The organism is Achromobacter sp. K91, from assembly GCF_003576205.1.
Taxonomy (GTDB): Bacteria; Pseudomonadota; Gammaproteobacteria; order Burkholderiales; family Burkholderiaceae_B; genus Achromobacter; species Achromobacter aegrifaciens.
On the sequence record NZ_QWFB01000086.1, the window covers coordinates 110,332 to 130,720 of the forward strand.

Here is a 20,389-nt window from a genome sequence, read left to right on the forward strand (position 1 = left end):
TTGCATTTAGGCGCGCAAACAAATACCAGTGTTTGCGGGCCTTGGGAAAAACGGGTTAAGAGCCCTTATTTTTCTTCCGCAGTTGGCCCTCGCTCGCTAATCAGGCGTGCATATTGATGCAATGCGGCATGGCGGCCCAGCTCCTTCAGATTCTGACAACCCTCCTGGTACCGACCGGAATTGTCCTGCCGACTGGTCGCAGGATCAGGGTTGCATCTCAGGCTTAGGATATCCACGCATGAATCTCCGGTTTCTGGAAACGTTTGTCCGAGCCGCCAGGCTCAAGAAAATGACCTTGGCCGCGGAAGAACTCCACGCGTCCCAGGCGGCGATCTCTGCCCGCATCGCAGCCTTCGAGGAAGAACTGGGGGTAAGGGTTTTTGTGCGCGAGAAGGGCAAGCAACTGAGCTTGACGCCGGTCGGCGCTGAAATGCTTGGACCCGCGGAAGAATTGCTGGCCCATGCGAGAGCCTTCACCAGCCGGTTCGCGACCACGGACGCAAGACTTACCCAGATCAGCGTCGGCCTGAGCGGGACCGTCGCGGAAGCGATACTCGAACCCATGGCCGCCGCGCTGAGCAGACTATGGCCCAACGTCACCGCGCACCTGCAATCGTTGACTAGCACGGACATACGCCAGCAATTGCTTGAGGGGGCGCTCGACATCGGGCTATTGCTGGGCAGTATCGAAGAGCCGACGGTGGTCAACCGACAGTTGCTCGAACTGGATTACGTCTGGGTCTGCAGCCCGAGCCTGATGCGCGGCGACGTTGAGCCGTCGTTGAGCCAGTTGAAGCGGCTGCCCCTGCTGTCTTATCCGGTGGATTCGCTGTTGTACTCCGCCGTTGCCAGCTATTTCTCATCTTCGCAGATGCAAGGCTTCAAGTTGATCGTCCTGAGGTCGTTGACGGTCATGCTGCGCTTGGCTGTTGCGGGTGCGGGATACTGTGTCTTGCCGATCGAGCTCATCCGCAGGGAACTCGATTCGGGCAAGCTGGTGCGGCTGCCGCTTCCCAGGCCGTTTCCGAAGCAGATCTACTTCGCCGCCTATGTCGATCAGCCCTCGATTCCGCTGCGCGCTGCCATGGCTGATTGCATTTGCGAGGTCGCGCGGCTGGTCCCGGGCGGCGTGGCGGACGAGACCACGCTTACCGCTTGACTGCAGCCGGGCTTCGGTCTGCGCTGCCTGCCCGTCAATCGCGTTCCGCTTGGGACGCCGCGATGATCTGCCGCCACGCCATGCTATCGCGCTGTATGGTCTGCGCAAACGCTTCGGGGCCGTCTCCCACTGGTTCGGCAATTTGCCTGGCGAACGAGTCCTGCAACGCGGGTTGGGCCAATGCCTGCTGCACGCTGCGGGCGACCTTGGCGGTGATCTCGGGCGGCGTGCCGCGCGGCGCGCAAATGCCGACCCAGCCCACAAAGCCCAAGTCGTCCAGGCCCTGTTCGGCCAAGGTTGGTACGGACGGCAGCTGCGGCAGGCGTTGATCGACGCTGACGGCCAGTCCCTTGACACGGCCAGACTCGATAAACGGCAGCGCTGAAATGATGCTGTCCATCATCAGGTTCACGCGCCCCGTGGCGAGATCCGCATAGGCGGGCGTGGACCCGCGGTATGGCACGTGCAGCATGTCCAGGCCATTGCGCGCGCTGATCGTCTGGCCGGCAAGATGCGGCATGGTGTTCTTGCCGCCCGAGGCGTAGCCGTACTTGCCGGGAGCCTGTTTGGCCGTCGCGATGAATTCCTGGAGATTGGTTGCGGGTACGCCCGGATCGGCCACCCAGACCGTCGGCGTATTGGCGATGTGGACGACGGGGGTCAGATCCTCGACGCGGTACGGCAAGCTGGGATAGAGCGCTGTCGCCACGACCAGGCTGCTGGTCGAGCAGAGTAGCAGGGTATATCCGTCGGGGCGTGCCCGGGCGACCGTCGCCGAGCCTATGGTGCCTCCTGCGCCTGGCCGGTTTTCGACGACCAGAAGCTGGCCCAGCGCCTGGCCTGTCGGGCCGGCGATCTGCCGGGCTACCGTGTCATTGCCGCCTCCGGGGGGGAAAGGCACGACCAGTGTCACGGGTTTGCTTGGCCAGTTGGGGGGCTCGGCCGAGTGCGCCGCAGGCGTCTGGGTGCAAGCCAGGAACAGGAGTCCGGCCATGGCGGAGCCGTGCAAGGGGAGTCGGCGGATCATGCTGCTGCTTGGTGGCAAGAGTGGGTAGGCGAAGCGCGTAACCCAACATCCTGCCGGACATCCTTGCCGTGGTGAAACTAGAAAATATTTAATTCAATCAAAGAAAGTTCATAACCCGGCCCTGCGACGATCAGGCGTCGCCGCTGGGTCGGGTTCGGCGCGGCAGGGCGGGTACGTGTTCAATCGTCCAGCGCAGGCACGGTCCCGATCTGCGCGAGGATGCGCGGCGATTCCATGTCGCCGGTTTCCTTGTCCACCAGCACTTCGTAGGCGGCAACGCCGGCGAACTTGGAGGCCATGGAGTTGGCGATGCGGATGGCGCCGAACTCGCTGCTGGCGGCGCGGATTTCACCAGGCGCGACGCCATCGGCGGCGGCGCGGTAGGGAACGACGATGTACTGAACGAGATGGGCAGCTTCTGACACAGGGTTCTCCTGGACGACAGTTTTTGGGCGAGCGAAATGTATCACGTTGTACTGTGTTTTTGTACAGTATTGTTTGACGCCGCGCCAACAATTTTCAATCAGCCTGGGAAAACCCCTAGCGCGCATTCATTGCCCGATTTTCCGCCGGCCTCTATTATTTTCGAAAATATTTAAATTTTTATAAAAAGAGGCAAGGGATGGAAGCGAACCGCTATGACGCGTACCGCGAGGACACCATAGGCCGCGCCAATGTGGCCGACTCGCCCGAGCTCATCGCCTACTACCAGGAGCTGGCCCGCCTGGAGACCGGCGCCCTGTGGACGGTGGCGAACAAGATCGAACCGTGGGCGCCGCGGTCGGCCTCGGTGCCGGTGGTGTGGCGCTACCAGGACCTGCGCGGCCACGTGCTGCGTTCTTCCGAGCTGGTTTCGCCCGAAGAGGCAGGCCGGCGCGTGATCTACCTGAACAACCCGGGCCGGCGCGACGTGGCCGCCGCCGTGGGCTGGCTGTACTCGGGCCTGCAGGTCATGAAGCCGGGCGAACTGGCTTCCGCCCACAAGCATTCGCATTCGGCGCTGCGCTTCATCATGGAAGGGCGGGGCGCCTTCACCGTGGTCGACGGCCACAAGATGACACTGGGCGCGAACGATTTCGTGCTGACGCCCAATGGCACCTGGCACGAGCACGGCGTGGCCGAAGACGGCACCACCTGCATCTGGCAGGACGGCCTGGACATTCCGCTGGTCAACGCCATGGAGGCCGGTTTCTATGCCGTGCATCCGGACCTGAACCAGACTGTGACCTATCCGGTGGACGACACCACCGCCGCCTGGGCCAACCCGGCGCTAAGGCCTCAGGTGGCCGGTTGGACCAAGCCGTACTCGCCGCTCTTCAAGTACGAATGGGAGCCCACCTACGAGGCGCTGCGCCGCTATGCGCGCACTACCGCCGGCAGCCCCTACGACGGCATCCTGCTCGAATACGTCAACCCGGCCACGGGCGGCCCGGTCATGCCCACCATCGGCGCCAGCATGCAGCTGCTGCGGCCCGGCGAGCACACCAAGGCCCACCGCCATACCGGCAGCTTCATCTACCAGGTGGCCAAGGGCAGCGGCTATTCCATCATCGACGGCAAGCGCTACGACTGGACCGAACGCGACATCTTCTGCGTGCCCTCGTGGGCCATCCATGAACACGTCAATCTTTCATCGAACGACGACGCCTGCCTGTTCAGCTTCAACGACCTGCCCGTGATGCGCGCGCTGGCGCTTTACCGCGAAGAAGCGGTCAAGGAAAACGACGGCCATCAAGTGCTGATCTAGCGCTGCCCGATCCCTCTTGAATTTTTCATCCGCCGCGCGGGCCGGGCCCGCGCGCTTGACTCAACTCGTCCTGAATTTATGGAGTTCTTATGCGCTTGGTAACTTTTCGCGCCCATCCCACCGCCGCTGCCCGCCTGGGCGCGCTGGCCGAAGGCTATGTGATTGACCTGGCCCTGCTGGGCCGCGCAGGCGGCGTGGACCTGCCCGACGACATGCTGGCTTTCATCGACCTGGGCCCCGTGGCGGTGGCGCAGGCCAGCAAGCTGATGGAGGCTTATCGCGGCAACTGGCCCGTGGGCAGCGCGCTGCCGCAGGAAAACGTCAAGCTGCTGGCGCCGATTCCGCGTCCGCGCAAGAACATCTTCGGCATCGGGCTGAATTACGTGGAGCACGTGGCGGAATCCAGCCGTACGCTGGATACCTCGGCCGACCTGCCCAAGCAGCCGGTGATCTTCTCCAAGCCGCCCACCACCGTCATCGGCCCGGGCGACGCCATCGAGCACAACGCCAAGATCACGCAGCAGCTGGACTGGGAAGTGGAGCTGGCCGTGATCATGGGCCGCCGCGCCTCGCGCGTGGCCGAAGCCGATGCGCTGTCCTATGTGTTCGGCTACAGCGTGATGCTGGACATGAGCGCGCGCGATTGCCGCCGCGCCGGCCAGTGGATCTATTCCAAGGGCCAGGACACCTATGCGCCCTTCGGCCCGTGCATCGTGACCGCCGACGAGATCCCGGATCCGCAGGTGCTGGATCTGTGGCTGACGGTCAATGGCGAGAAGAAGCAGGGCTCGAACACGCGCCACATGCTGTTCAAGGTGCCGTTCCTGATCTCGGACATCAGCGCGGGCATCACGCTGGAGCCGGGCGACATCATCGCCACCGGCACGCCTGAAGGCGTGGGCGCGGGCCGCAAGCCGCAGGAATGGCTGTGGCCGGGCGACGTGGTGGTGGCCTGCGTCGAAGGCATCGGCACGCTGCGCCATCCGGTGGTGGCGGTCTAGAAAACGCCTGGCCGCGCCGCGGCGGGCAACGCAGTCTCCAAGGGGAAAAACATGATCAAGAAACAGATACTGGGCGGCGCGTTGTCCGTCGCGCTGGGCGCCGCGGCGTCCATGGGAGCGGCCCATGCCGCGGAACCGGTCAAGATCGGCTTCATCGCCACCTTGTCCACGCCAGCGGGCTACATCGGCGAGGACGAGCGCGATGCGTTCAACCTGGCCATCAAGCAGGGCGGCGGCAAGCTGGGCGGCGTGCCCGTGCAGTTGGTGATCGAGGACGACGGCCTGAAGCCCGCCAACGCCAAGCAGGCGGCCGACCGCCTGCTGCAATCGGGCGTCAAGCTCTATACCGGCGTGAACTTCTCCAACGTGCTGGCAGCGGTCGTGCCCAGCGTGGTGAAGTCCGGCGCCTTCTATGTCAGCCTGAATCCCGGCCCGTCGAACTTCGCGGGCGAAAAGTGCGATCCCAATTACTTCGTGGCGTCCTACCAGAACGACGCCTTCCATACGGCCGGCGGCGTGGCGGCCAACGAACTGGGATACAAGAAGGTCGTGCTGCTGGCGCCCAACTACCAGGCGGGCCGCGACGCCATCGAAGGCTTCAAGCGCACCTACAAGGGCGAAGTGGTCGCCGAAATCTACACCAAGCTCGACCAGTCGGACTTCTCGGTCGAGCTGGCGCGCCTGCGTTCGCTGGCGCCCGACGCCATCTATCAGTTCCATCCGGGCGGCACGGGCATCAACTTCGTCAAGCAGTACGCGGCGGCCGGGCTGAACAAGAGCATCCCGATGCTGATGCCCAGCTTCTCGATGGATGCGCGCATGATCCAGGCCACGGGTGACGCGTCGGCCGGCGCCTACATCACCGGCATCTGGTCGCAGGACTTCGACAACGCGCAATCCAAGGCCTTCGTGCAAGCGTTCAAGGACGCCTATGGCCGTGTGCCGACGGACTACGCCATGCAGGCCTACGACACCGCGCAGCTGATTGGCGCGGGCCTGAAGGCTACCGGCGGCGACCTGTCCAAGGCGGCTGAGTTTCGAGCCGCGCTGCGCAAGCCCGAGTTCACGTCGCTGCGCGGCAAGTTCAGCATGAACACCAACCAGCATCCGATCCAGGATCTGTACCTGATGCGCATCGAGAAAGGCAGCGACGGCAGCCTGTCGCCGAAGCTGGTCCGCAAGCTGGTGTCCGATGACAAGGACGCCTACGCGCAACTCTGCAAGATGCCGTCATGACGCTCCTGTTTGAACAGCTGCTCAACGGGCTGCAGTTCGGCGCCATGCTGTTCATGCTGGCAGCCGGACTGACGCTGATCTTCGGCATCATGGGCGTGGTCAACCTGACGCATGGCTCGTTCTACATGGTGGGCGCCTACTGCGCGGCGTACGCCATCGGCACTACCGGCTCGTTCCTCGCGGGCGTGCTGGCGGCGCTGCTTGGGGCGGGCCTGTACGGCATTTCGGTCGAAGTGGTGGTGATACGCAAGCTGTACAAGCGGGATCACCTGTACCAGGTCCTGGCCACCTTCGGCCTGCTGCTGTTCTCGAACGAAGCGGTCAGCCTGATCTTCGGCCGGCGTCCGCCGCTGGTGGGCATCCCAAGCTTCCTGGAAGGCGCGGTGACGTTGGCGCCGGGATTCCAGTATCCGCTGATCCGCCTGTCGTTCATCGCCATTGGCGCGCTGGTGGCGGTGGGCCTGTGGTGGCTGGTCAACCGCACGCGCATCGGCATGCTGATCCGTGCGGGCGCCGACGACCGCGAGATGGTCGACGCGTTGGGCATAGACATCCGCAAGCTCTACACGCTGGTGTTTGGCCTGGGCGCCTTGCTGTGCGGGCTGGCCGGCGTGATGGCCGCGCCCTTGCTGGCGGTGGAAATCGGCATGGGCGAACGCATCCTGATCACCACCTTCGTGGTCATCGTGATCGGCGGGGTCGGCTCGGTGCGCGGCGCCTTGGCAGGCGCCTTGCTGGTGGGCATGGTGGACAGTCTGGGGCGCGCGTTCCTGCCGCAGCTGCTGTCGACGATGTTCTCGCCCGCCACCGCGGACCCGCTGGCCGCAGGCATGGCTTCGGCAAGCATCTATGTACTGATGGCGATCGTGCTGATCGCCAAGCCGGGCGGGCTGTTCCCGGCGCGAGGATGACGATGGCATACACACTTACGAACCGCGCCCGCTGGGGGCTGGGCGGCCTGGCGGTGCTGATCCTGCTGCCGGCTGCGGCGCTGGCCTCGGGTTCGCCGTTCCTGATCGGCGTGGTGACGCGCTTTCTGATCTACGGCCTGGCCGCGGTCAGCCTGGACCTGGTGATCGGCTACGGCGCCATGGTCAGTTTCGGCCATGCCATGTTCTTCGGGCTGGGCGGCTATGCGGTCGGCATCATCGCCTTCCATACTTCGGAAGCCGGTCCGATCTTCGGCTGGGCTGGCAGCAACGCGGCGCTTGTGGTGTGGCCGATAGCGCTCATCGTGTGCGCGTTGGCCGGCTGGCTGTTCGGCTATCTGGCGCTGCGCACGCGCGGCGTGCAGTTCATCATGATCACGCTGGCGTTCGGCCAGATGGTGTACTTCGTGCTGGTGTCGCTGCAGTTCTACGGCGGGGACGATGGCCTGATGATTCCGCAGCGCAATGAGCTGCCGGGCATCAATCTGGAAAGCCCCATGGTTTTCTACTACCTGTGCCTGGCGCTGCTGACCCTTTGGACGCTGCTGTGCATCCGCGTGACCAACTCGCGCTTCGGCATGGTGCTGCAGGCGCTGCGCCAGAGCGAGCGGCGCGCCATCAACCTGGGCGTGGCGCCCACGCCGTACCGGCTCAGCGCCTTCGTGCTGTCGGCGGTGGGCACGGGGCTGGCCGGCGTGCTGTGGGCCAACTATGCCGGGCTGGTGACGCCCGACATGGCGGCCTGGACCAAGTCCGGCGAACTCATGGCCATCGTCATCCTGGGCGGCGTGGGCACCTTGCTCGGGCCGATCGCGGGCGCGGCGGTATTCCTGGGGCTGGAGCAGATGCTGTCGTCCCTGACCGAGCACTGGCTGCTGTACATGGGGCCCATCCTGGTGCTGGTGGTGCTGTGGGGCCAGAAGGGCCTGTTCGGAAAGCTGCTGGAGACGCGCCATGCCGACTGACGCAAGCGCCAGCCTGTTGCGCCTGACGCAGCTGCGCAAGGCTTTCGACGCGGTGGTGGCCACCAACGGCGTGGACCTGGACGTGCGCGCCGGCGAGATCCACGCCATCATCGGCCCCAACGGCGCGGGCAAGTCCACCCTGATCGCGCAGATCTGCGGCGAGATCCGGCCGGACTCCGGGACCATCCATTTGGATGGGCAGGACGTGACCGCGCTGCGCGCCTTCGAGCGTGCGCGCCTGGGGCTGGGCCGCTCGTTCCAGATCACCGAGCTGTGCCAGGAGTACACCGCGCTGGAGAACGTGATCCTGTCGCGCATGCTCAAGGGCGGCCGCGCCTTCCAGGCCTGGTCCAATCCGCGTCATGACGCGGCGTTGAAGACCGAGGCCATGCAGTGGCTGACGCACGTGGGGCTGGAGGACCGCCGCCACGTGCGTTCGTCGGACCTGGCGCACGGCGAGAAACGGCAGCTGGAGCTGGCGGTGGCGCTGGCGCGTTCGCCGCGGCTGTTGCTGCTGGACGAGCCCATGGCCGGCATGGGGCCGGAGGAATCGGCGCGCATGACCCGGCTCTTGCAAGGCATGAAGGGCGACTACGGCATCCTGCTGGTGGAACACGACATGGACGCGGTCTTCGCGCTGGCCGACCGCATCAGCGTGCTGGTCTACGGCCGCGTGGTGTTCAGTGGTTCGCCAGAGGAGGTGCGCCGCCATCCGGAGGTGCGCGCGGCGTATCTGGGAGAAGAACATGTTGAAGGTTGAAGGGCTGACTGGCGGCTACGGGTCCAGCAAGGTCCTGTTCGGCATGTCGTTCGAGGCCAGTGAAGGCGAGGTGATCTCGCTGATCGGGCGCAACGGCATGGGCAAGACCACCACGATCAAGACCCTGATGGGCATGCTGCCAGCCACCGGCGGCGCGGTGCAGTTTCGCGGCCGCACGCTGGGCCGCTCCGCGCCCAGCAGCGTGGCGCGGCTGGGCGTGGGGCTGGTGCCGGAGGGCCGGCGCGTGTTCGGTTCGCTGACGGTGCAGGAAAACCTGGTGGCGACCTCGCGCGCCGCGCCGGGCGGATGGGATCTGGAGCGGGTCTACACGCTGTTCCCGCGTTTGAAAGAGCGCCGCGGGCAGTCGTCGCGCACGCTGTCGGGCGGCGAACAGCAGATGCTGGTGGTGGGGCGCGCCCTCATGACCAACCCCAAGCTCCTGATCCTGGACGAAGCCACCGAGGGACTGGCGCCGCTCATCCGCCAGGAGATCTGGCGTTGCCTGCGGGCGCTGAAGGCCGAAGGCCAGACCATCCTGGTGATCGACAAGAACCTGCCCGAAATGGCGACGCTGGTGGACCGCCACTACATCGTGGACAAGGGCCGGGTGGCCTGGTCGGGGCAGCCCGCCGAGCTGTCCGCCCAGCCCGAGCTGGCGCAGCGCTACCTGGGCATATGAACAGGCCGCGCGGGTAGAATGAGCCGCCTGTGCGCGGATACGCGCCCCGGCCGCTGACATCTGGAGACCATCTTGAAGCCTAGAATAAAAGCTTCCCGCCAGGACGATCCCGGATCGGACGGGAGCGCCGGCATAGAGGAAATCACGCTGTCCGAGCAGGTTTACCGCCTGCTTCGGCGCGACATCATGCGCGGCGCCTTCGCGCCGGGCCAGTCCTTGCGGCTGGAATTGCTGAAGCAGCGCTACGGCAGCAGCTTCTCTCCCATCCGCGAAGCCCTCAACCGCCTGCGCAGCGAGCGCATGGTCATCAGCACCACGTCGCGCGGCTTCAGCATCGCGCCCTTGTCGGTCGAAGAAATGTGGGACGCCTGTGAAACCCGCATCCTGATCGACTGCGACGCGCTGCGCCGCTCGCTGGCCAACGCCGACGACGCCTGGGAAACGCGCCTGGTCGGCGCGTACCATGCGCTGACGCTGGCCGCGCAGCGGGCCGACCAGGCCGCCGAGCCGTCGGAAGAATTGGACGAGCTGCTGGAGGCGCGCCACCTGGAGTTCCACCACGCGCTGATCGGCGCGTGCCGTTCCAACTGGCTGCTGGACCTGTCCACCCAGCTCTACGCGCAGACCGAGCGCTACCGCCGTCCGGCGCGCGCCGGCGCGACCGCCTACGGGCCTGAACGCAACGTCGACGACGAGCACCGCCAGCTGTTGGACGCCGCCATCTCGCGCGACGTGGAAGGCTCGGTCGCCATGCTCGCCGCGCACTACCGCAAGACCGCGCAGTTCATCGAACGCATCATCTCCCAGCCCCAATCGCAGCCAACATCGCAGGCCAGGCATGCATAACAGCGACATCGATCTCTTCTTTCCCACCATCGCCGAGCGCGAGGTGCAATACAACGCGCGCGAATCGGTGCCGGATTTCGACGCCTGCGTGCGCCGCTATGCCGAGTCCTCGGCGCGGGTGCGCACGCGCCGCCCGGGCGTGCTGGACCTGCGCTACGGCATGGGCCAGGATGAAAGGCTGGACCTGTTCCTGCCCGCCGCCTCGCAGGCGCGGGCGCCGCTGTTCGTGTTCATCCACGGCGGCTATTGGCGCGCGCAGCGCAAGGAAGACGCGCCCGTGATGGCAGAGGCCTTCAACGCCGCGGGCGCCGCCGTGGCTACCCTGGAATACACGCTGGTGCCCGAGGCGACCCTGGGCGAAGTGGTACGCGAAGTGCGCTCCGCCGTGGCCTGGCTGTACCGCAACGTGGCGGCCTATGGCGTGGACCCTGAACGGATCTACGTCAGCGGCAGTTCGGCGGGCGGCCATCTGGCCGGCATGCTGGTCGCGCCCGAATGGCAGGCACGCTACGGCGTGCCGGACGACGTGATCAAGGGCACGCTGGCATTGAGCGGGCTGTTCGACCTGCGGCCGCTGTGCGATATCCTGCCCAACACCTGGCTGCAGCTGACGCCAGAGCAGGCCGCGCACCAAAGCCCGATCTTCCATCTGCCGGAACGTGCAGGCCCGATGCTGCTGGCCGTGGGCGGGTTGGAGACGCAGGGTTTCAAGAACCAGACGGCGGCGTACGAAGCGGCGTGGAATGCTGCGGGGCTGGCCTCCACCCGTATTCCGACGCCGCACTGCAATCATTTTGACCTGGTCAATGAACTGGAAAATCCGGACAGCGATCTGACCCGCGCCACCCTGGCGATGATGGGGCTGGGCGCCAAGTGAACGGCTGGCCGATGGCGTAAGCTTGACGTCCATGGCCGACCTGAAACTCCTTGAAGACCTGATTGCCCTGGCGCAGACCGGCAGCTTCGTGCGCGCGGCCGAGCTGCGCCACGTCACTCATCCGGCGTTCGGCCGACGCATCCGCGCGCTGGAGGCCTGGGCCGGCGCGCCGTTGATCGAACGCCAGCGCCTGCCGGTGGTCCTGACCGCCGAAGGCGAGGCCTTGCTCAAGACCGCGACGCAGGTGGTGGAGCAGATGGGGCAGGTGCGCCATCGCATCCGCAGTTTCGGCGCAGGCGGGGAGGCGGTGCTGCGCATCGCCACCGGCCGCAGCCTGGCCCGCACGTTGGTGGCCGACTGGATCGCGCGCCTGCGCCACCGCACGCCCAAGGTGTTGACCGAGGGCACGCAGGTCGAATTGTCCACCGGCATGATGCAGGACATGGCGGCGCGGCTGGAGCAGGGCCGGGTGGACCTGCTGTGCTGCTACGAGCATCCGGCCCTGTCGGTGCAGCTGAGCCCGGGGCGCTACCGTTACATGACCCTGGGCACAGACAAGCTCGTGCCCGTCAGCCAGGCGGATTCCCGCGGCCGGCCCCGTTACGTGCTGCAGGAAGGCGGTCCGTCCGTGCCCTTGATCACCTATGCGGGCGGCCTCGCGATGGAACGCATTGTGGGCGACCGCCTGGAGGCCACGCCGTACGCCCTGGCGCCATTCTTGCGCAGCGACTCGCTGGACGCGGCGCATGGCGCGGTCGCCAAGGGGCTGGGCGTGGCTTGGCTGCCGTGGTCCATGGTGGCGGCGGACTGCCGCCGCGGCGCGCTGGCAGCCCTGGGCGGCCGTAGCGAGGAAATCTCGTTCGAGGTGCGGCTGTACCGTTCGCGGGCGCGCCTGGCGGACCTGGCCGAAGCGGCCTGGGAAGCGACGGCCAGTCGCAAGGCGTGAAATCCGTCAGCCGCGCGTCCGGCGTGTGCCGAATCCGCACGGCCATGTGTCGATTCAGCACGAAATATCCCTGGTGTACGCCCGAGAATAGCTCCCGAAACATTAAATGAGACGGCGCCGCCGTCCGCCTCAGCACCCCAGGGAGAAAACATGAAATCCGTCCTGCATCCATTGCGCGGCGCGCTCGCCGCTATCTGTGCCGTCTCGGCGCTGGCCGCGGCGCCTTCCGCCCACGCCGAGTATCCCGAACGCGCCATTTCTCTGGTGGTCGGCTACCCGGCGGGCGGCAGCGTGGACCTGACCGCCCGCCTGTTTGGCGAAGAACTGGCCAAGCGCCTGGGCCAGAGCGTGGTGGTCGAGAACGTGGGCGGCGCCGGCGGCACCATCGGCGCGCAGCGCGTGGCGCGCGCCGCGCCCGACGGCTACACGCTGCTGCTGGGCTCGACCAATGAGATGGTCATCGCCAGCATGATCAACAACGCGGTCAAGTACGACAGCGTGAAGGACTTTTCGCCGCTGGGCGTGATCGCCTCGCAGCCCATGCTGCTGGCCGCCAGCAAGAATTCCGGCGTGAAGACCGCCGCCGAATACCTGCAGAAGCTGCGCGCCTCCGCGCCCGGCAGCTTCAACTACGGTTCTTCCGGCGTGGGCACGACCCTGCACCTGGCCGGCGAGATGATCAACCAGTCGACCGGCACGCGCGCCGAGCACGTGCCGTACCGCGGCGTGGCGCCGCTGGTGACGGACTTGATGAGCGGTCAACTGGACTACGGCATGCTGGTGCTGTCCTCGGGCCTGCCGCAAGTGCGCGCCGACAAGATCGTGGCGCTGGGCGTGACCGAGAAGAAGCGTTCGCCGGTGGCGCCGGACCTGCCGGCCCTGGCCGAAACCCCGGGGTTCGAGTCCGTGGACATCAGCGTCTGGTTCGCGCTCTATGGCCCGGCCGGCTTGCCGGAGCCGGTGGCCGCCAAGCTGCGCAGCGCGCTGGCCGACACGCTGAAGTCGGAGCAGTTCCGCGCCAAGATGCAGGAAGCCGGCGGCGTGCTGTCGCAACCGGGCCTGGACCCGGCGGCCTATCAGGCCGAGGAAACCAGGAAATACGGCGCGCTGGTCAAGGCCGCCAAGATCGAAGCCCAGTGATCCGAAACCGGATCATCGCAACACCCTAGTACCGCAGCGGACGACATCCATGGAATTCAAGCTTCCCGTACCCGACCTGAGCGCCGAGCGCGCCGGCAATACCGGCACCCCTGGCGTGTGGCATTTCGATTCAGGCCTTCCGGGGCGCGCGTTGATGGTGTCCGCGCTGGTGCACGGCAACGAGTTGTGCGGCGCCTGGGCCTTGAAGGACCTGCTGGCGGCGGGCGTGCGGCCTCGCCGCGGCAGCCTGACGCTGGCATTCTGCAATCTGGATGCGTTCGACCGCTTCGACCACGCCAACCACGACGCCTCGCGCTTCGTCGCCGAAGACATGAACCGCGTCTGGAGTGCCGAACGCCTGGACAATCCCACGACGCCGGACCGCCGGCGCGGCGCCGAGCTGCGTCCCTGGGTGGAGCGCGCGGACTGGCTGCTGGACCTGCATTCCATGCATGAGCCGGGTGCGCCCTTGCTGCTGACCGGCGTCCTGCCGCGCAACATTGCGCTGGCGCGCCGCCTGAAGGCGCCGCAGCACGTGATCGTGGACGCGGGGCATAAGGACGGCGTGCGCATGCGCGACTTCGGCCAGTTCGGCGATCCCGCCCGAGAAGACGCCTGCGCCTTGCTGATCGAATGCGGTTTCCATGGCGAGCTGGCTGCGCGCGACGTGGCGCGCGACATGGTGGCGCGCATGCTGCTGGAGTCGGGCGTGGCGGATGCGGCGGACGTGCCGGCGGGCTGGCTGTTGCCGGATGCCGAAAACCAGCGCGTGCTGGAAGTGACGGACGCGGTGGTCGCGCCATCCATGGACCTGCGCTTCTCGCAGCCCTGGACCGGGTTGGAAACGTTCGAGCACGCCGGATCGACGATAGGCTGGGCCGACGGCCAACCCATCGTGACGCCGTACGATCAGTGCACGCTGGTCATGCCGTCCTTGCGCCAGCTGAAGCCGGGCGTGACGGTGGTGCGGCTGGCGCGGGACTACGCCGGTTAAGCGCTGCGGTTCGCTCTACTTCTGCGGCGTGAACCGCAATTCATCCAGCTGATAGCCTTGGGCCTTGGCCGCATCCAGGGCCTTGTCCAGTTCTTCCTTGGGCAACTGCGGCGAGCGCGACAGGATCCACAGGTATTTCCGGTCCGGGGTGCCGACCACCGACCAGCGGTATTCGGGGTCCAGGCCGATCACCCAGTAATCGCCCTTGAACGGCTTGAAGAACGAAACTTCGAGCTTGGCGTTGTTGCTGCCTTCCACCACGGTGGCGGTGCCCGAGGCCGAATCGATGTCGCCATCCTTGGTGCGGCAGCGGTTGTTCACGCCGACCGTGCCGTCGGCATGTGCGGTGTATTCGGCGGTGGTGTCTCCCACGCAGTCGCGCTGGAAGAACATGGGGAAATTCGCGATTTCGTACCACATGCCTGCGTAACGCTTCAGGTCCACCGATTCCACGGTTTGCATGGGCGGCGGCGCGGCATGGACTATCCCCGCCACGCTGGTGGCCAAGGCCAACAGGAATGTTGCGGTGCGGCGCATGGGGGAAACCTCCTGATGTGACAGAGCGGTCCGCGCCGGCCGGAGGGCCGGCGGCGCGGATCAAAACCCTAACGATACGCCTTATTTGCGCGGGGCCTTCAGCGCGGCGTGGTAGCGGGCCACATAGGTATCGAAATCCTCGGTGTCCGATTGCTCCAGGCGCAGCTGTTCCGCCGTGGACTGCGCGGCGGCCTGTTCATAGGCTGCCGCCAGGTCGGCGGGCAAGGCCTGGGCGCGCAGCGCGTCGGCATGCTTGCGGCTGAGGTCCAGCGAATAGTCATGGAACGACAGGCCGCTGTCGGTCAGCGAAGCCAGCAGGCGCGCCGACGGCGTGGAGTCGGGCTGATCGAGCTTGGCGCGCTGGGCCGCCAGGGCCTCGGCATAGGCGCTGCCGCCCATGGCCGAGTCGAACAGCGCGGCGTAGGGCGCGATCTGGTCCAGCAGTTCGTGGCCCCATTGCGCCAGCCCGATGGGCTGGCCTTCGCGATCCAGCATGAGGCCGGGCTTGCGACCTTCCTTGACCACGGTCGAGAAGTTGTCGGCGCTGCGCTGACAGTAGCCGTTGGCGGGGAAGAAGGGGCTGTCGGACGCGGTGCAGAACAGCAGGAAGGCGTCGACGAAGCGGCTGGTGCTGGCGTCGATGCCGACCGGCGAGTTCGGGTCGATATCCAGGCAGCGCACTTCAACGTACTGCACGCCGCGTTCTGCCAGCGCCGTGATCGGGCGTTCGCAGCGGCCGGTGGCGCGCTTGGGGCGGATGCTGGAGTAGTACTCGTTTTCGATCTGCAGCACGTTGGTGTTGAGCTGGATCCATTCGCCGCCGCGGTGCGTGCCGATCTTCTGGTAGTCGGGCCAGGGCTGGCTGACGGCGTCGTACAAGCGGCCCAGGAACGTGTCCAGGTCGTTGTAGCAGAGCTTGAGCTGCGACTGCGCCTTGTTCTGGTAACCCAGGTCGCTCATGCGCAGGCTGGTGGCGTAGGGCAGGTACAGCGTGCTGTCATCCAGCTTTTTCAGCGGATGTTCGCGCCCGCGCAGGAAGTCGCTGGACAAGGCCGGGGCGGCGCCGAACAGGTACATCAGCAGCCAGGAATAGCGCGTGAAATTGCGGATCAGGCCGATGTAGCCGCGCGAACGGCGGTCCTGGGGGCTACCCGGCTGCGTGTCCAGCACGGACCACAGGTCTTCGGCCAGCGAGAAGTTGTAGTGCACGCCGGCGATGCATTGCATGGTCTTGCCGTAGCGCACGGCCAGGCCGCGGCGGTACACGTGCTTGAGCATGCCGGTGTTGGACTTGCCGTACCAGGCGATGGGGATGTCGGCTTCGGGCGGCAGCGTGGCGGGCATGGACTGATTCCAGATCAGTTCATGGTCCAGCACGCTGTAGACGTGGCGATGGGTGTTGGTCAGTTCGGCCAGCAGCGCGTCGACGTCCTTGTGCGTGCCTGTGATGAGTTCAAGCAGGGATTCGGAGTAGTCGGTGGTGACGTGTTCGTTGGTCAGCGCCGATCCCAGGCCGGCGGGGTGCGGCTTGCGGGACAGGACACCCTGTTCGTCCACGCGCAGGCCTTCCTTTTCGATGCCCCGCAGGGTCTGGGTCAGCAGCGATCGGTTGGCCTCCAGGCGGGAGAGGCGGTTGGCGGCAGTATCAGTCACGGGTTCTTCTCGTTTGGGTCTGTCGCCGGATTTTACGGGGTGCCGGCCTCCTGTGCCGAGGGAGTCAATACTGGGGACAGGGACAATGCCTGAGCGGTGCGCGCCAGCCACTCGTCCAGGTCTGCGTAGACCGGATCGGCGATGGGGGCGGTTTCATTGAAAATCTCGTGCCAGGCGGTGTCGTACCAGCGCAGCGTCAGCAGTTCGGCGGGTGCGCGCTGGGCGAACTGGCGGCTGCCTTCGGCAGCGACGATGGAATCGTCGCCCGCCACCATCAGCAGGGTGCGGCAGGCCAGCAGCGGGGCTTCACGCAGGGACTCGCGGCCGCCTTCGTCCACGAAGCGCGCCAGGCGTCCTGTCATTTGGCGCCGCACCAGCGGATCGCTGCGGTAGGCCTTGACCACGGCCGGGTCGTGGGAAATGCGGGCGGGCGCCAGGCCGTGGGGCACGCGCAGGTCGGGCGCATGCAGCGACATCCAGGTCAGGGTGCGCCGCACCCACGGCGGCACGTGCACCACGAACGGCGGCGAACTGAGCACCAGGCCGTCGATCTCGGCCAGGCGGCGCAGGGCGATCCGCACCGCGACCAGCGCGCCCAGGCTGTGGCCCAGCAGGATGGGCGGCCGTCCATGGGCCGCGGTCCAGGCCCGCAGGCGGTCGACCGCATCGACGACCAGATCGTCCTCATGGTTCAGGGTGGCGGGCCGCCCGCCGGAGCGGCCATGGCCGCGGTGGTCATGGGCGCCCACCGTCCAGCCGCGCGCGGTCAGCCAGCGCGCCAGGCGGTCATAGCGCCCGGCATGCTCGCTAAGTCCGTGCAGCAGGTAGATACTGGGGGTGCCCAGGCCGGCGATCGGCGGGGGCACGTTGGGCGCGGCTGGCCACACATAGTTGGCCAGTGGCGTGCCGTCGGGCGCGGGGGTCATCGAAATCGGCGACAATTTCTGGCTTCCTCGAAATGAATAGACAGTCCAGGTCCTCGGGTAATGACGATTTCATCGCTGTTTCGTTTCATGTTCAAGAAAGCCGGCGCAATTGTCGCGCTGGCCCTGCTGATCACGGCCTGCTCGCCCAGTTACAACTGGCGCGAAGTCGACGTGGCCGACGGCCACGCGCGCGCCGCGTTTCCGGACCGGGTTACGACCGACACCCGCGACCTGAAGCTGGATACCCATACCTTGCGTTTTACCCTGGCCAGCGCCACCGTGGGCGAGGCGGTCTTCGCCGTGGGATCGGCGCCGCTGCCACCCGACATCGCGAAGGATCCGGCCGCCAAGCAGGCGCTGGGCATGGCGCTGATGCATTCGCTCTACGCCAACATGCAATCGCCGCCGCCCAATGAATGGCCTGCCTACGGGCAGGACATCGAGGTCCAGGGCAAGGCCATGGGCAAGCCGGGCTGGCTGCGCGCCAGGGTCTGGGTGACCGACACCATGTTGATCGAGGCCGTGGCAGCCGGCACCGTGGAAAGCCTGCCGGCCGAGCGGGCGCATGAGTTCCTGCGTTCCGTTGTCATCAAGCCGTGACGGGCGCGATCAGGCCCAGTCTCAATGCCGCGACCACTGCGGCGCGGCGGCCGCGCACGCCGAGCTTTTCGCAGGCGTTGCACAGATGGAAATTCACCGTGCTTTCGCTGACGCCCAGGATGCGGGCGGTTTCCCAGCTGGTCTTGCCCATGGCGGCCCAGTGCAGGCAGCTGGCCTGGCGTTCCGACAGGGGTTTGATGGGCCGGGCCGGACCAGACGCGGCGTTCAAGGTGGGATTCGCGGCCGGGTTTGTGGCCACGTGTGTGGCCAGATGCGGGGGCGTGGCGGAGTGTGCGGTGGCTGACATGGCGGTTGGGGGCAGAAGCCCGGCGATTGACGAGTTGCTCCATGCTGCCGCCCGGGCGCGTTGCCCGGCAAGCGATGATGCCTTCATGCATCAAACCTCTTATCTCTAACGGAATAAGCGCATGTCTGCCGTCGTGCAGTTCTATTTTTCATCGATCGTGCTGATGCTGCCTTTGCTCTTTTGCGCGGGCATAGGGGTGTATTGGGGCAAGCGGGACCTGCCGTTCGGCGGTTCCTTCATCACCATGCTGGTGACGTCGGTGACCACGCCGGCCCTGGTGTTCCACACTTTCGTCACCACCCACCTGGACGACCGCGCGTTGGCCGACGTGGCGGTGGCGACCCTGCTGGCGCTGCTGCTGTGCGCCCTGGTGTGCGCGTTGTTGCTGAAGGCATGGAAGCTGCCCGTGCGTACGCTGCTGCCCACGGCCTTCCTGCCCAACGCCGGAAACCTCGGGCTGCCGATTTCGCAGATGGCCTTTGGCGACGCGGGCCTGTCGGTGGCGGTCGCGTTCTTCGCGGTCAGTTCCTTTGTCATGCACACCATCGCGGTGCGCCTGTTGCCGGGCGTCAACACCAAGGGCAGCTGGAAGAGTCCGATTTTGCTGGCTTCGCTGGTCGCCGTGGCCCTGCGTCTCATGCACGTGCCGGTGCCCGCATGGCTGATCGAGACCTCGCGCATGCTGGGCGCGGTAACCGTGCCGCTGATGCTGCTGAGCCTGGGTCACGCGCTGGCCTTGATTCCGTCCAACGGCTTGCGCGACGGCGCCAAGGTCGCCGCCATCCGCCTGGCCGTGGGCCTGGGGGCGGGGCTGGCGGTGGTGTGGGCGCTGGATCTGGAACCGGTGCTCGCCGGGGCGCTGAGCCTGCAGATGGCCATGCCCTGCGCCGTGGTGAGCTACATGTACGTCAAGCGCTACACGACGCAGGGCGATACCGCGGCTGGCGCGGTGCTGGTGTCGACCGTGGCGTTCCTGTTGCTGGCGCCGGTGATACTTTGGTTCAGCCGCGGGGTTTGACCTACCCCGCGCCCGACATCGTGCGCAATTGCGCCATCAACGCATCGGGAATCTCCACGCCATGCTTGAGCGCTTCGTCGCGCAGCTTGCGGCGGCGATCACCCGGCAGGCGCACGCCTTCATCTTCCAGCATGGCGTCGACCAGGACCTCGACGCGATCCAGATAGGCGTTGTTGCCCGCCAGGGCGCCTGGGTCGATCGCCATGAAGGCCTGGCCCAGCCGCGCCGGGCCGCCTTCGTCGACAAAGAAGGACTCGGTCTCGAAACCGAAGTGCGAGCCGGTCAGCGCGCAAGCCAGCAATTCGATGATCAGCGCCAGCATCGCGCCCTTGACGCCGCCCGCGGGCAGCATGCTGCCCGCCAGGCCGGCCTTGGGATCGGTGGTCGGCTGGCCGTCGGCGTCCAGCGCCCAGCCCAGGGGGATGGGCTGGTTGTCGCGGGCCGCGATCATGAGCTTGCCGCGCGCGACCTGAGACAGCGACAGATCGATCACCAGGCGCGCGCCGCCGCGTCGCGGAAAGACCGCGGCGATGGGGTTGGTGCCGAATAACGGACGCTTGCCGCCCCAGGCGGGCATGGCGGCGGGCGAGTTGCTCAGCGCCAGTCCCACCAGCCCGAGGTCGGCCAGGGCTTCCAGGTGGTAGCCGGCTTCGCCGAAGTGGTGGCTGTTGGCCACGCCGATGAAGGCTACGCCATGCTCGCGGGCGCGCAGGCCGGCCTGTTCGATCGCCATGGCGCAGGCGGGAAAGGCCAGGCCGGACCCGGCATCGATCAGTGCGGCGCCGCCGCGCTCATGCACGATGCGCGGCACCGCCGTACCGATGGCGCGGCCGGCGCGCAGGTGTCCGGCATAGAAAGGCACGCGCGACAGGCCGTGGGAGCTGAGTCCCTGGCTTTCGGCGAAGACCAGCGCACGCGCCGTGCTGTCGGCCATGGCCGGGTTGGCGCCAGCGGCGGCCAGGCCGGCCGCGGCCAGGAGTTGCAGTTCGTCCAGATAGATGTGAGCCATATCCTTCTCTTCAAGGGCGCGCGCCGGGCCGTG

Annotated in this window: 22 protein-coding genes; 15 read left to right on the forward strand and 7 right to left on the reverse strand. The window is 66.6% G+C overall.

What is annotated here, in order from left to right; all coding sequences use genetic code 11:
* The first annotated feature begins 238 nt into the window (after positions 1–238).
* Entirely contained in the window at positions 239–1,159 is a 921-nt protein-coding gene (locus tag DXK93_RS31205; protein WP_158598602.1) for a LysR family transcriptional regulator, read from the forward strand.
* Between the two features lie 34 nt (positions 1,160–1,193).
* Here the strand turns inward: DXK93_RS31205 and DXK93_RS31210 are convergent, their stop codons facing one another.
* Together DXK93_RS31210 and DXK93_RS31215 are read right to left on the reverse strand one after the other, a co-directional pair.
* Positions 1,194–2,186: a tripartite tricarboxylate transporter substrate binding protein gene (locus DXK93_RS31210; protein WP_233564659.1), complete on the reverse strand. Its 993-nt coding sequence runs from the start codon at positions 2,184–2,186 to the stop codon at positions 1,194–1,196.
* Positions 2,187–2,365: 179 nt separating this feature from the next.
* Entirely contained in the window at positions 2,366–2,611 is a 246-nt protein-coding gene (locus DXK93_RS31215; RefSeq protein WP_054455066.1) for a hypothetical protein, read from the reverse strand.
* A gap of 197 nt (positions 2,612–2,808) precedes the next feature.
* Between DXK93_RS31215 and DXK93_RS31220 the strand changes: the two genes are divergently transcribed.
* The 12 genes from DXK93_RS31220 (at position 2,809) to DXK93_RS31275 (ending at position 14,306) form a co-directional block, all read left to right on the forward strand.
* Positions 2,809–3,933 carry a cupin domain-containing protein gene (locus DXK93_RS31220; RefSeq protein WP_119452164.1) on the forward strand — a complete coding sequence of 375 codons (1,125 nt, stop codon included), beginning with the start codon at positions 2,809–2,811 and terminating at the stop codon, positions 3,931–3,933.
* Between the two features lie 89 nt (positions 3,934–4,022).
* The gene (locus DXK93_RS31225; protein WP_013391208.1) at positions 4,023–4,934 is read left to right on the forward strand and encodes a fumarylacetoacetate hydrolase family protein; all 912 of its coding nucleotides are present in this window, start codon (positions 4,023–4,025) and stop codon (positions 4,932–4,934) included.
* Between the two features lie 51 nt (positions 4,935–4,985).
* The gene (locus DXK93_RS31230) at positions 4,986–6,170 is read left to right on the forward strand and encodes an ABC transporter substrate-binding protein (RefSeq protein WP_054455062.1); all 1,185 of its coding nucleotides are present in this window, start codon (positions 4,986–4,988) and stop codon (positions 6,168–6,170) included.
* Entirely contained in the window at positions 6,167–7,081 is a 915-nt protein-coding gene (locus DXK93_RS31235; protein WP_054455060.1) for a branched-chain amino acid ABC transporter permease, read from the forward strand. The genes DXK93_RS31230 and DXK93_RS31235 overlap by 4 nt, the downstream gene beginning before the upstream one ends.
* Positions 7,078–8,064, forward strand: coding sequence for a branched-chain amino acid ABC transporter permease (locus DXK93_RS31240; RefSeq protein WP_119452165.1), 987 nt, complete (start codon positions 7,078–7,080; stop codon positions 8,062–8,064). The genes DXK93_RS31235 and DXK93_RS31240 overlap by 4 nt, the downstream gene beginning before the upstream one ends.
* Positions 8,054–8,824 (forward strand): ABC transporter ATP-binding protein, encoded by a 771-nt coding sequence (locus DXK93_RS31245; protein ID WP_119452166.1) that lies wholly within the window; start codon positions 8,054–8,056, stop codon positions 8,822–8,824. The genes DXK93_RS31240 and DXK93_RS31245 overlap by 11 nt, the downstream gene beginning before the upstream one ends.
* Positions 8,811–9,503 (forward strand): ABC transporter ATP-binding protein, encoded by a 693-nt coding sequence (locus tag DXK93_RS31250; RefSeq protein WP_054455055.1) that lies wholly within the window; start codon positions 8,811–8,813, stop codon positions 9,501–9,503. Before DXK93_RS31245 ends, DXK93_RS31250 begins: the two co-directional genes overlap by 14 nt.
* A 72-nt stretch (positions 9,504–9,575) precedes the next feature.
* Positions 9,576–10,349 (forward strand): GntR family transcriptional regulator, encoded by a 774-nt coding sequence (locus tag DXK93_RS31255; RefSeq protein ID WP_119452167.1) that lies wholly within the window; start codon positions 9,576–9,578, stop codon positions 10,347–10,349.
* Positions 10,342–11,226: an alpha/beta hydrolase gene (locus DXK93_RS31260; RefSeq protein WP_054455052.1), complete on the forward strand. Its 885-nt coding sequence runs from the start codon at positions 10,342–10,344 to the stop codon at positions 11,224–11,226. Before DXK93_RS31255 ends, DXK93_RS31260 begins: the two co-directional genes overlap by 8 nt.
* Before the next feature lie 31 nt (positions 11,227–11,257).
* Positions 11,258–12,172 (forward strand): LysR family transcriptional regulator, encoded by a 915-nt coding sequence (locus DXK93_RS31265; RefSeq protein ID WP_013391216.1) that lies wholly within the window; start codon positions 11,258–11,260, stop codon positions 12,170–12,172.
* A gap of 150 nt (positions 12,173–12,322) precedes the next feature.
* Positions 12,323–13,312: a tripartite tricarboxylate transporter substrate binding protein gene (locus tag DXK93_RS31270; RefSeq protein ID WP_054455051.1), complete on the forward strand. Its 990-nt coding sequence runs from the start codon at positions 12,323–12,325 to the stop codon at positions 13,310–13,312.
* Positions 13,313–13,361: 49 nt separating this feature from the next.
* On the forward strand, positions 13,362–14,306 hold the full coding sequence (locus DXK93_RS31275) for a succinylglutamate desuccinylase/aspartoacylase family protein (protein WP_119452168.1): 945 nt from the start codon (positions 13,362–13,364) through the stop codon (positions 14,304–14,306).
* 15 nt (positions 14,307–14,321) lie between these two features.
* Here DXK93_RS31275 and DXK93_RS31280 read toward each other — a convergent pair whose 3' ends face one another.
* The 3 genes from DXK93_RS31280 to DXK93_RS31290 form a co-directional block, all read right to left on the reverse strand.
* Entirely contained in the window at positions 14,322–14,843 is a 522-nt protein-coding gene (locus tag DXK93_RS31280; protein ID WP_054455046.1) for a lipocalin family protein, read from the reverse strand.
* Positions 14,844–14,924: 81 nt separating this feature from the next.
* Positions 14,925–16,496, reverse strand: a complete 1,572-nt coding sequence (gshA, locus tag DXK93_RS31285) for a glutamate--cysteine ligase (RefSeq protein WP_119452169.1) — start codon at positions 16,494–16,496, stop codon at positions 14,925–14,927.
* A gap of 32 nt (positions 16,497–16,528) precedes the next feature.
* On the reverse strand, positions 16,529–17,422 hold the full coding sequence (locus DXK93_RS31290) for an alpha/beta hydrolase (protein WP_054455043.1): 894 nt from the start codon (positions 17,420–17,422) through the stop codon (positions 16,529–16,531).
* 60 nt (positions 17,423–17,482) lie between these two features.
* Here DXK93_RS31290 and DXK93_RS31295 point away from each other — a divergent pair, with 60 nt between their 5' ends.
* Entirely contained in the window at positions 17,483–18,022 is a 540-nt protein-coding gene (locus DXK93_RS31295) for a hypothetical protein (protein WP_054455039.1), read from the forward strand.
* Here DXK93_RS31295 and DXK93_RS31300 read toward each other — a convergent pair.
* A complete protein-coding gene (locus tag DXK93_RS31300) occupies positions 18,012–18,251 on the reverse strand; it encodes a helix-turn-helix transcriptional regulator (RefSeq protein WP_082401106.1) in 240 nt (79 codons plus the stop codon). The genes DXK93_RS31295 and DXK93_RS31300 overlap by 11 nt on opposite strands.
* Positions 18,252–18,450: 199 nt before the next feature.
* Here DXK93_RS31300 and DXK93_RS31305 point away from each other — a divergent pair, with 199 nt between their 5' ends.
* A complete protein-coding gene (locus DXK93_RS31305; RefSeq protein ID WP_054455035.1) occupies positions 18,451–19,347 on the forward strand; it encodes an AEC family transporter in 897 nt (298 codons plus the stop codon).
* A 1-nt stretch (position 19,348) separates the two neighbouring features.
* Here DXK93_RS31305 and DXK93_RS31310 read toward each other — a convergent pair whose 3' ends face one another.
* Positions 19,349–20,356, reverse strand: a complete 1,008-nt coding sequence (locus DXK93_RS31310; RefSeq protein WP_119452170.1) for an Ldh family oxidoreductase — start codon at positions 20,354–20,356, stop codon at positions 19,349–19,351.
* Between the last annotated feature and the right edge of the window lie 33 nt (positions 20,357–20,389).

Coding starts and splice junctions, on each gene's coding strand:
- DXK93_RS31240 (WP_119452165.1), top strand. CDS start 7,078: ATGACGATGGCATACACACTTACGAACCGCGCCCGCTGGGGGCTGGGC.
- DXK93_RS31305 (WP_054455035.1), top strand. CDS start 18,451: ATGTCTGCCGTCGTGCAGTTCTATTTTTCATCGATCGTGCTGATGCTG.
- DXK93_RS31260 (WP_054455052.1), top strand. CDS start 10,342: ATGCATAACAGCGACATCGATCTCTTCTTTCCCACCATCGCCGAGCGC.
- DXK93_RS31250 (WP_054455055.1), top strand. CDS start 8,811: ATGTTGAAGGTTGAAGGGCTGACTGGCGGCTACGGGTCCAGCAAGGTC.
- DXK93_RS31295 (WP_054455039.1), top strand. CDS start 17,483: ATGACGATTTCATCGCTGTTTCGTTTCATGTTCAAGAAAGCCGGCGCA.
- DXK93_RS31210 (WP_233564659.1), bottom strand. CDS start 2,186: ATGATCCGCCGACTCCCCTTGCACGGCTCCGCCATGGCCGGACTCCTG.
- DXK93_RS31230 (WP_054455062.1), top strand. CDS start 4,986: ATGATCAAGAAACAGATACTGGGCGGCGCGTTGTCCGTCGCGCTGGGC.
- DXK93_RS31310 (WP_119452170.1), bottom strand. CDS start 20,356: ATGGCTCACATCTATCTGGACGAACTGCAACTCCTGGCCGCGGCCGGC.
- DXK93_RS31290 (WP_054455043.1), bottom strand. CDS start 17,422: ATGACCCCCGCGCCCGACGGCACGCCACTGGCCAACTATGTGTGGCCA.
- DXK93_RS31225 (WP_013391208.1), top strand. CDS start 4,023: ATGCGCTTGGTAACTTTTCGCGCCCATCCCACCGCCGCTGCCCGCCTG.
- DXK93_RS31270 (WP_054455051.1), top strand. CDS start 12,323: ATGAAATCCGTCCTGCATCCATTGCGCGGCGCGCTCGCCGCTATCTGT.
- DXK93_RS31205 (WP_158598602.1), top strand. CDS start 239: ATGAATCTCCGGTTTCTGGAAACGTTTGTCCGAGCCGCCAGGCTCAAG.
- DXK93_RS31245 (WP_119452166.1), top strand. CDS start 8,054: ATGCCGACTGACGCAAGCGCCAGCCTGTTGCGCCTGACGCAGCTGCGC.
- DXK93_RS31275 (WP_119452168.1), top strand. CDS start 13,362: ATGGAATTCAAGCTTCCCGTACCCGACCTGAGCGCCGAGCGCGCCGGC.
- DXK93_RS31220 (WP_119452164.1), top strand. CDS start 2,809: ATGGAAGCGAACCGCTATGACGCGTACCGCGAGGACACCATAGGCCGC.
- DXK93_RS31280 (WP_054455046.1), bottom strand. CDS start 14,843: ATGCGCCGCACCGCAACATTCCTGTTGGCCTTGGCCACCAGCGTGGCG.
- DXK93_RS31235 (WP_054455060.1), top strand. CDS start 6,167: ATGACGCTCCTGTTTGAACAGCTGCTCAACGGGCTGCAGTTCGGCGCC.
- DXK93_RS31265 (WP_013391216.1), top strand. CDS start 11,258: ATGGCCGACCTGAAACTCCTTGAAGACCTGATTGCCCTGGCGCAGACC.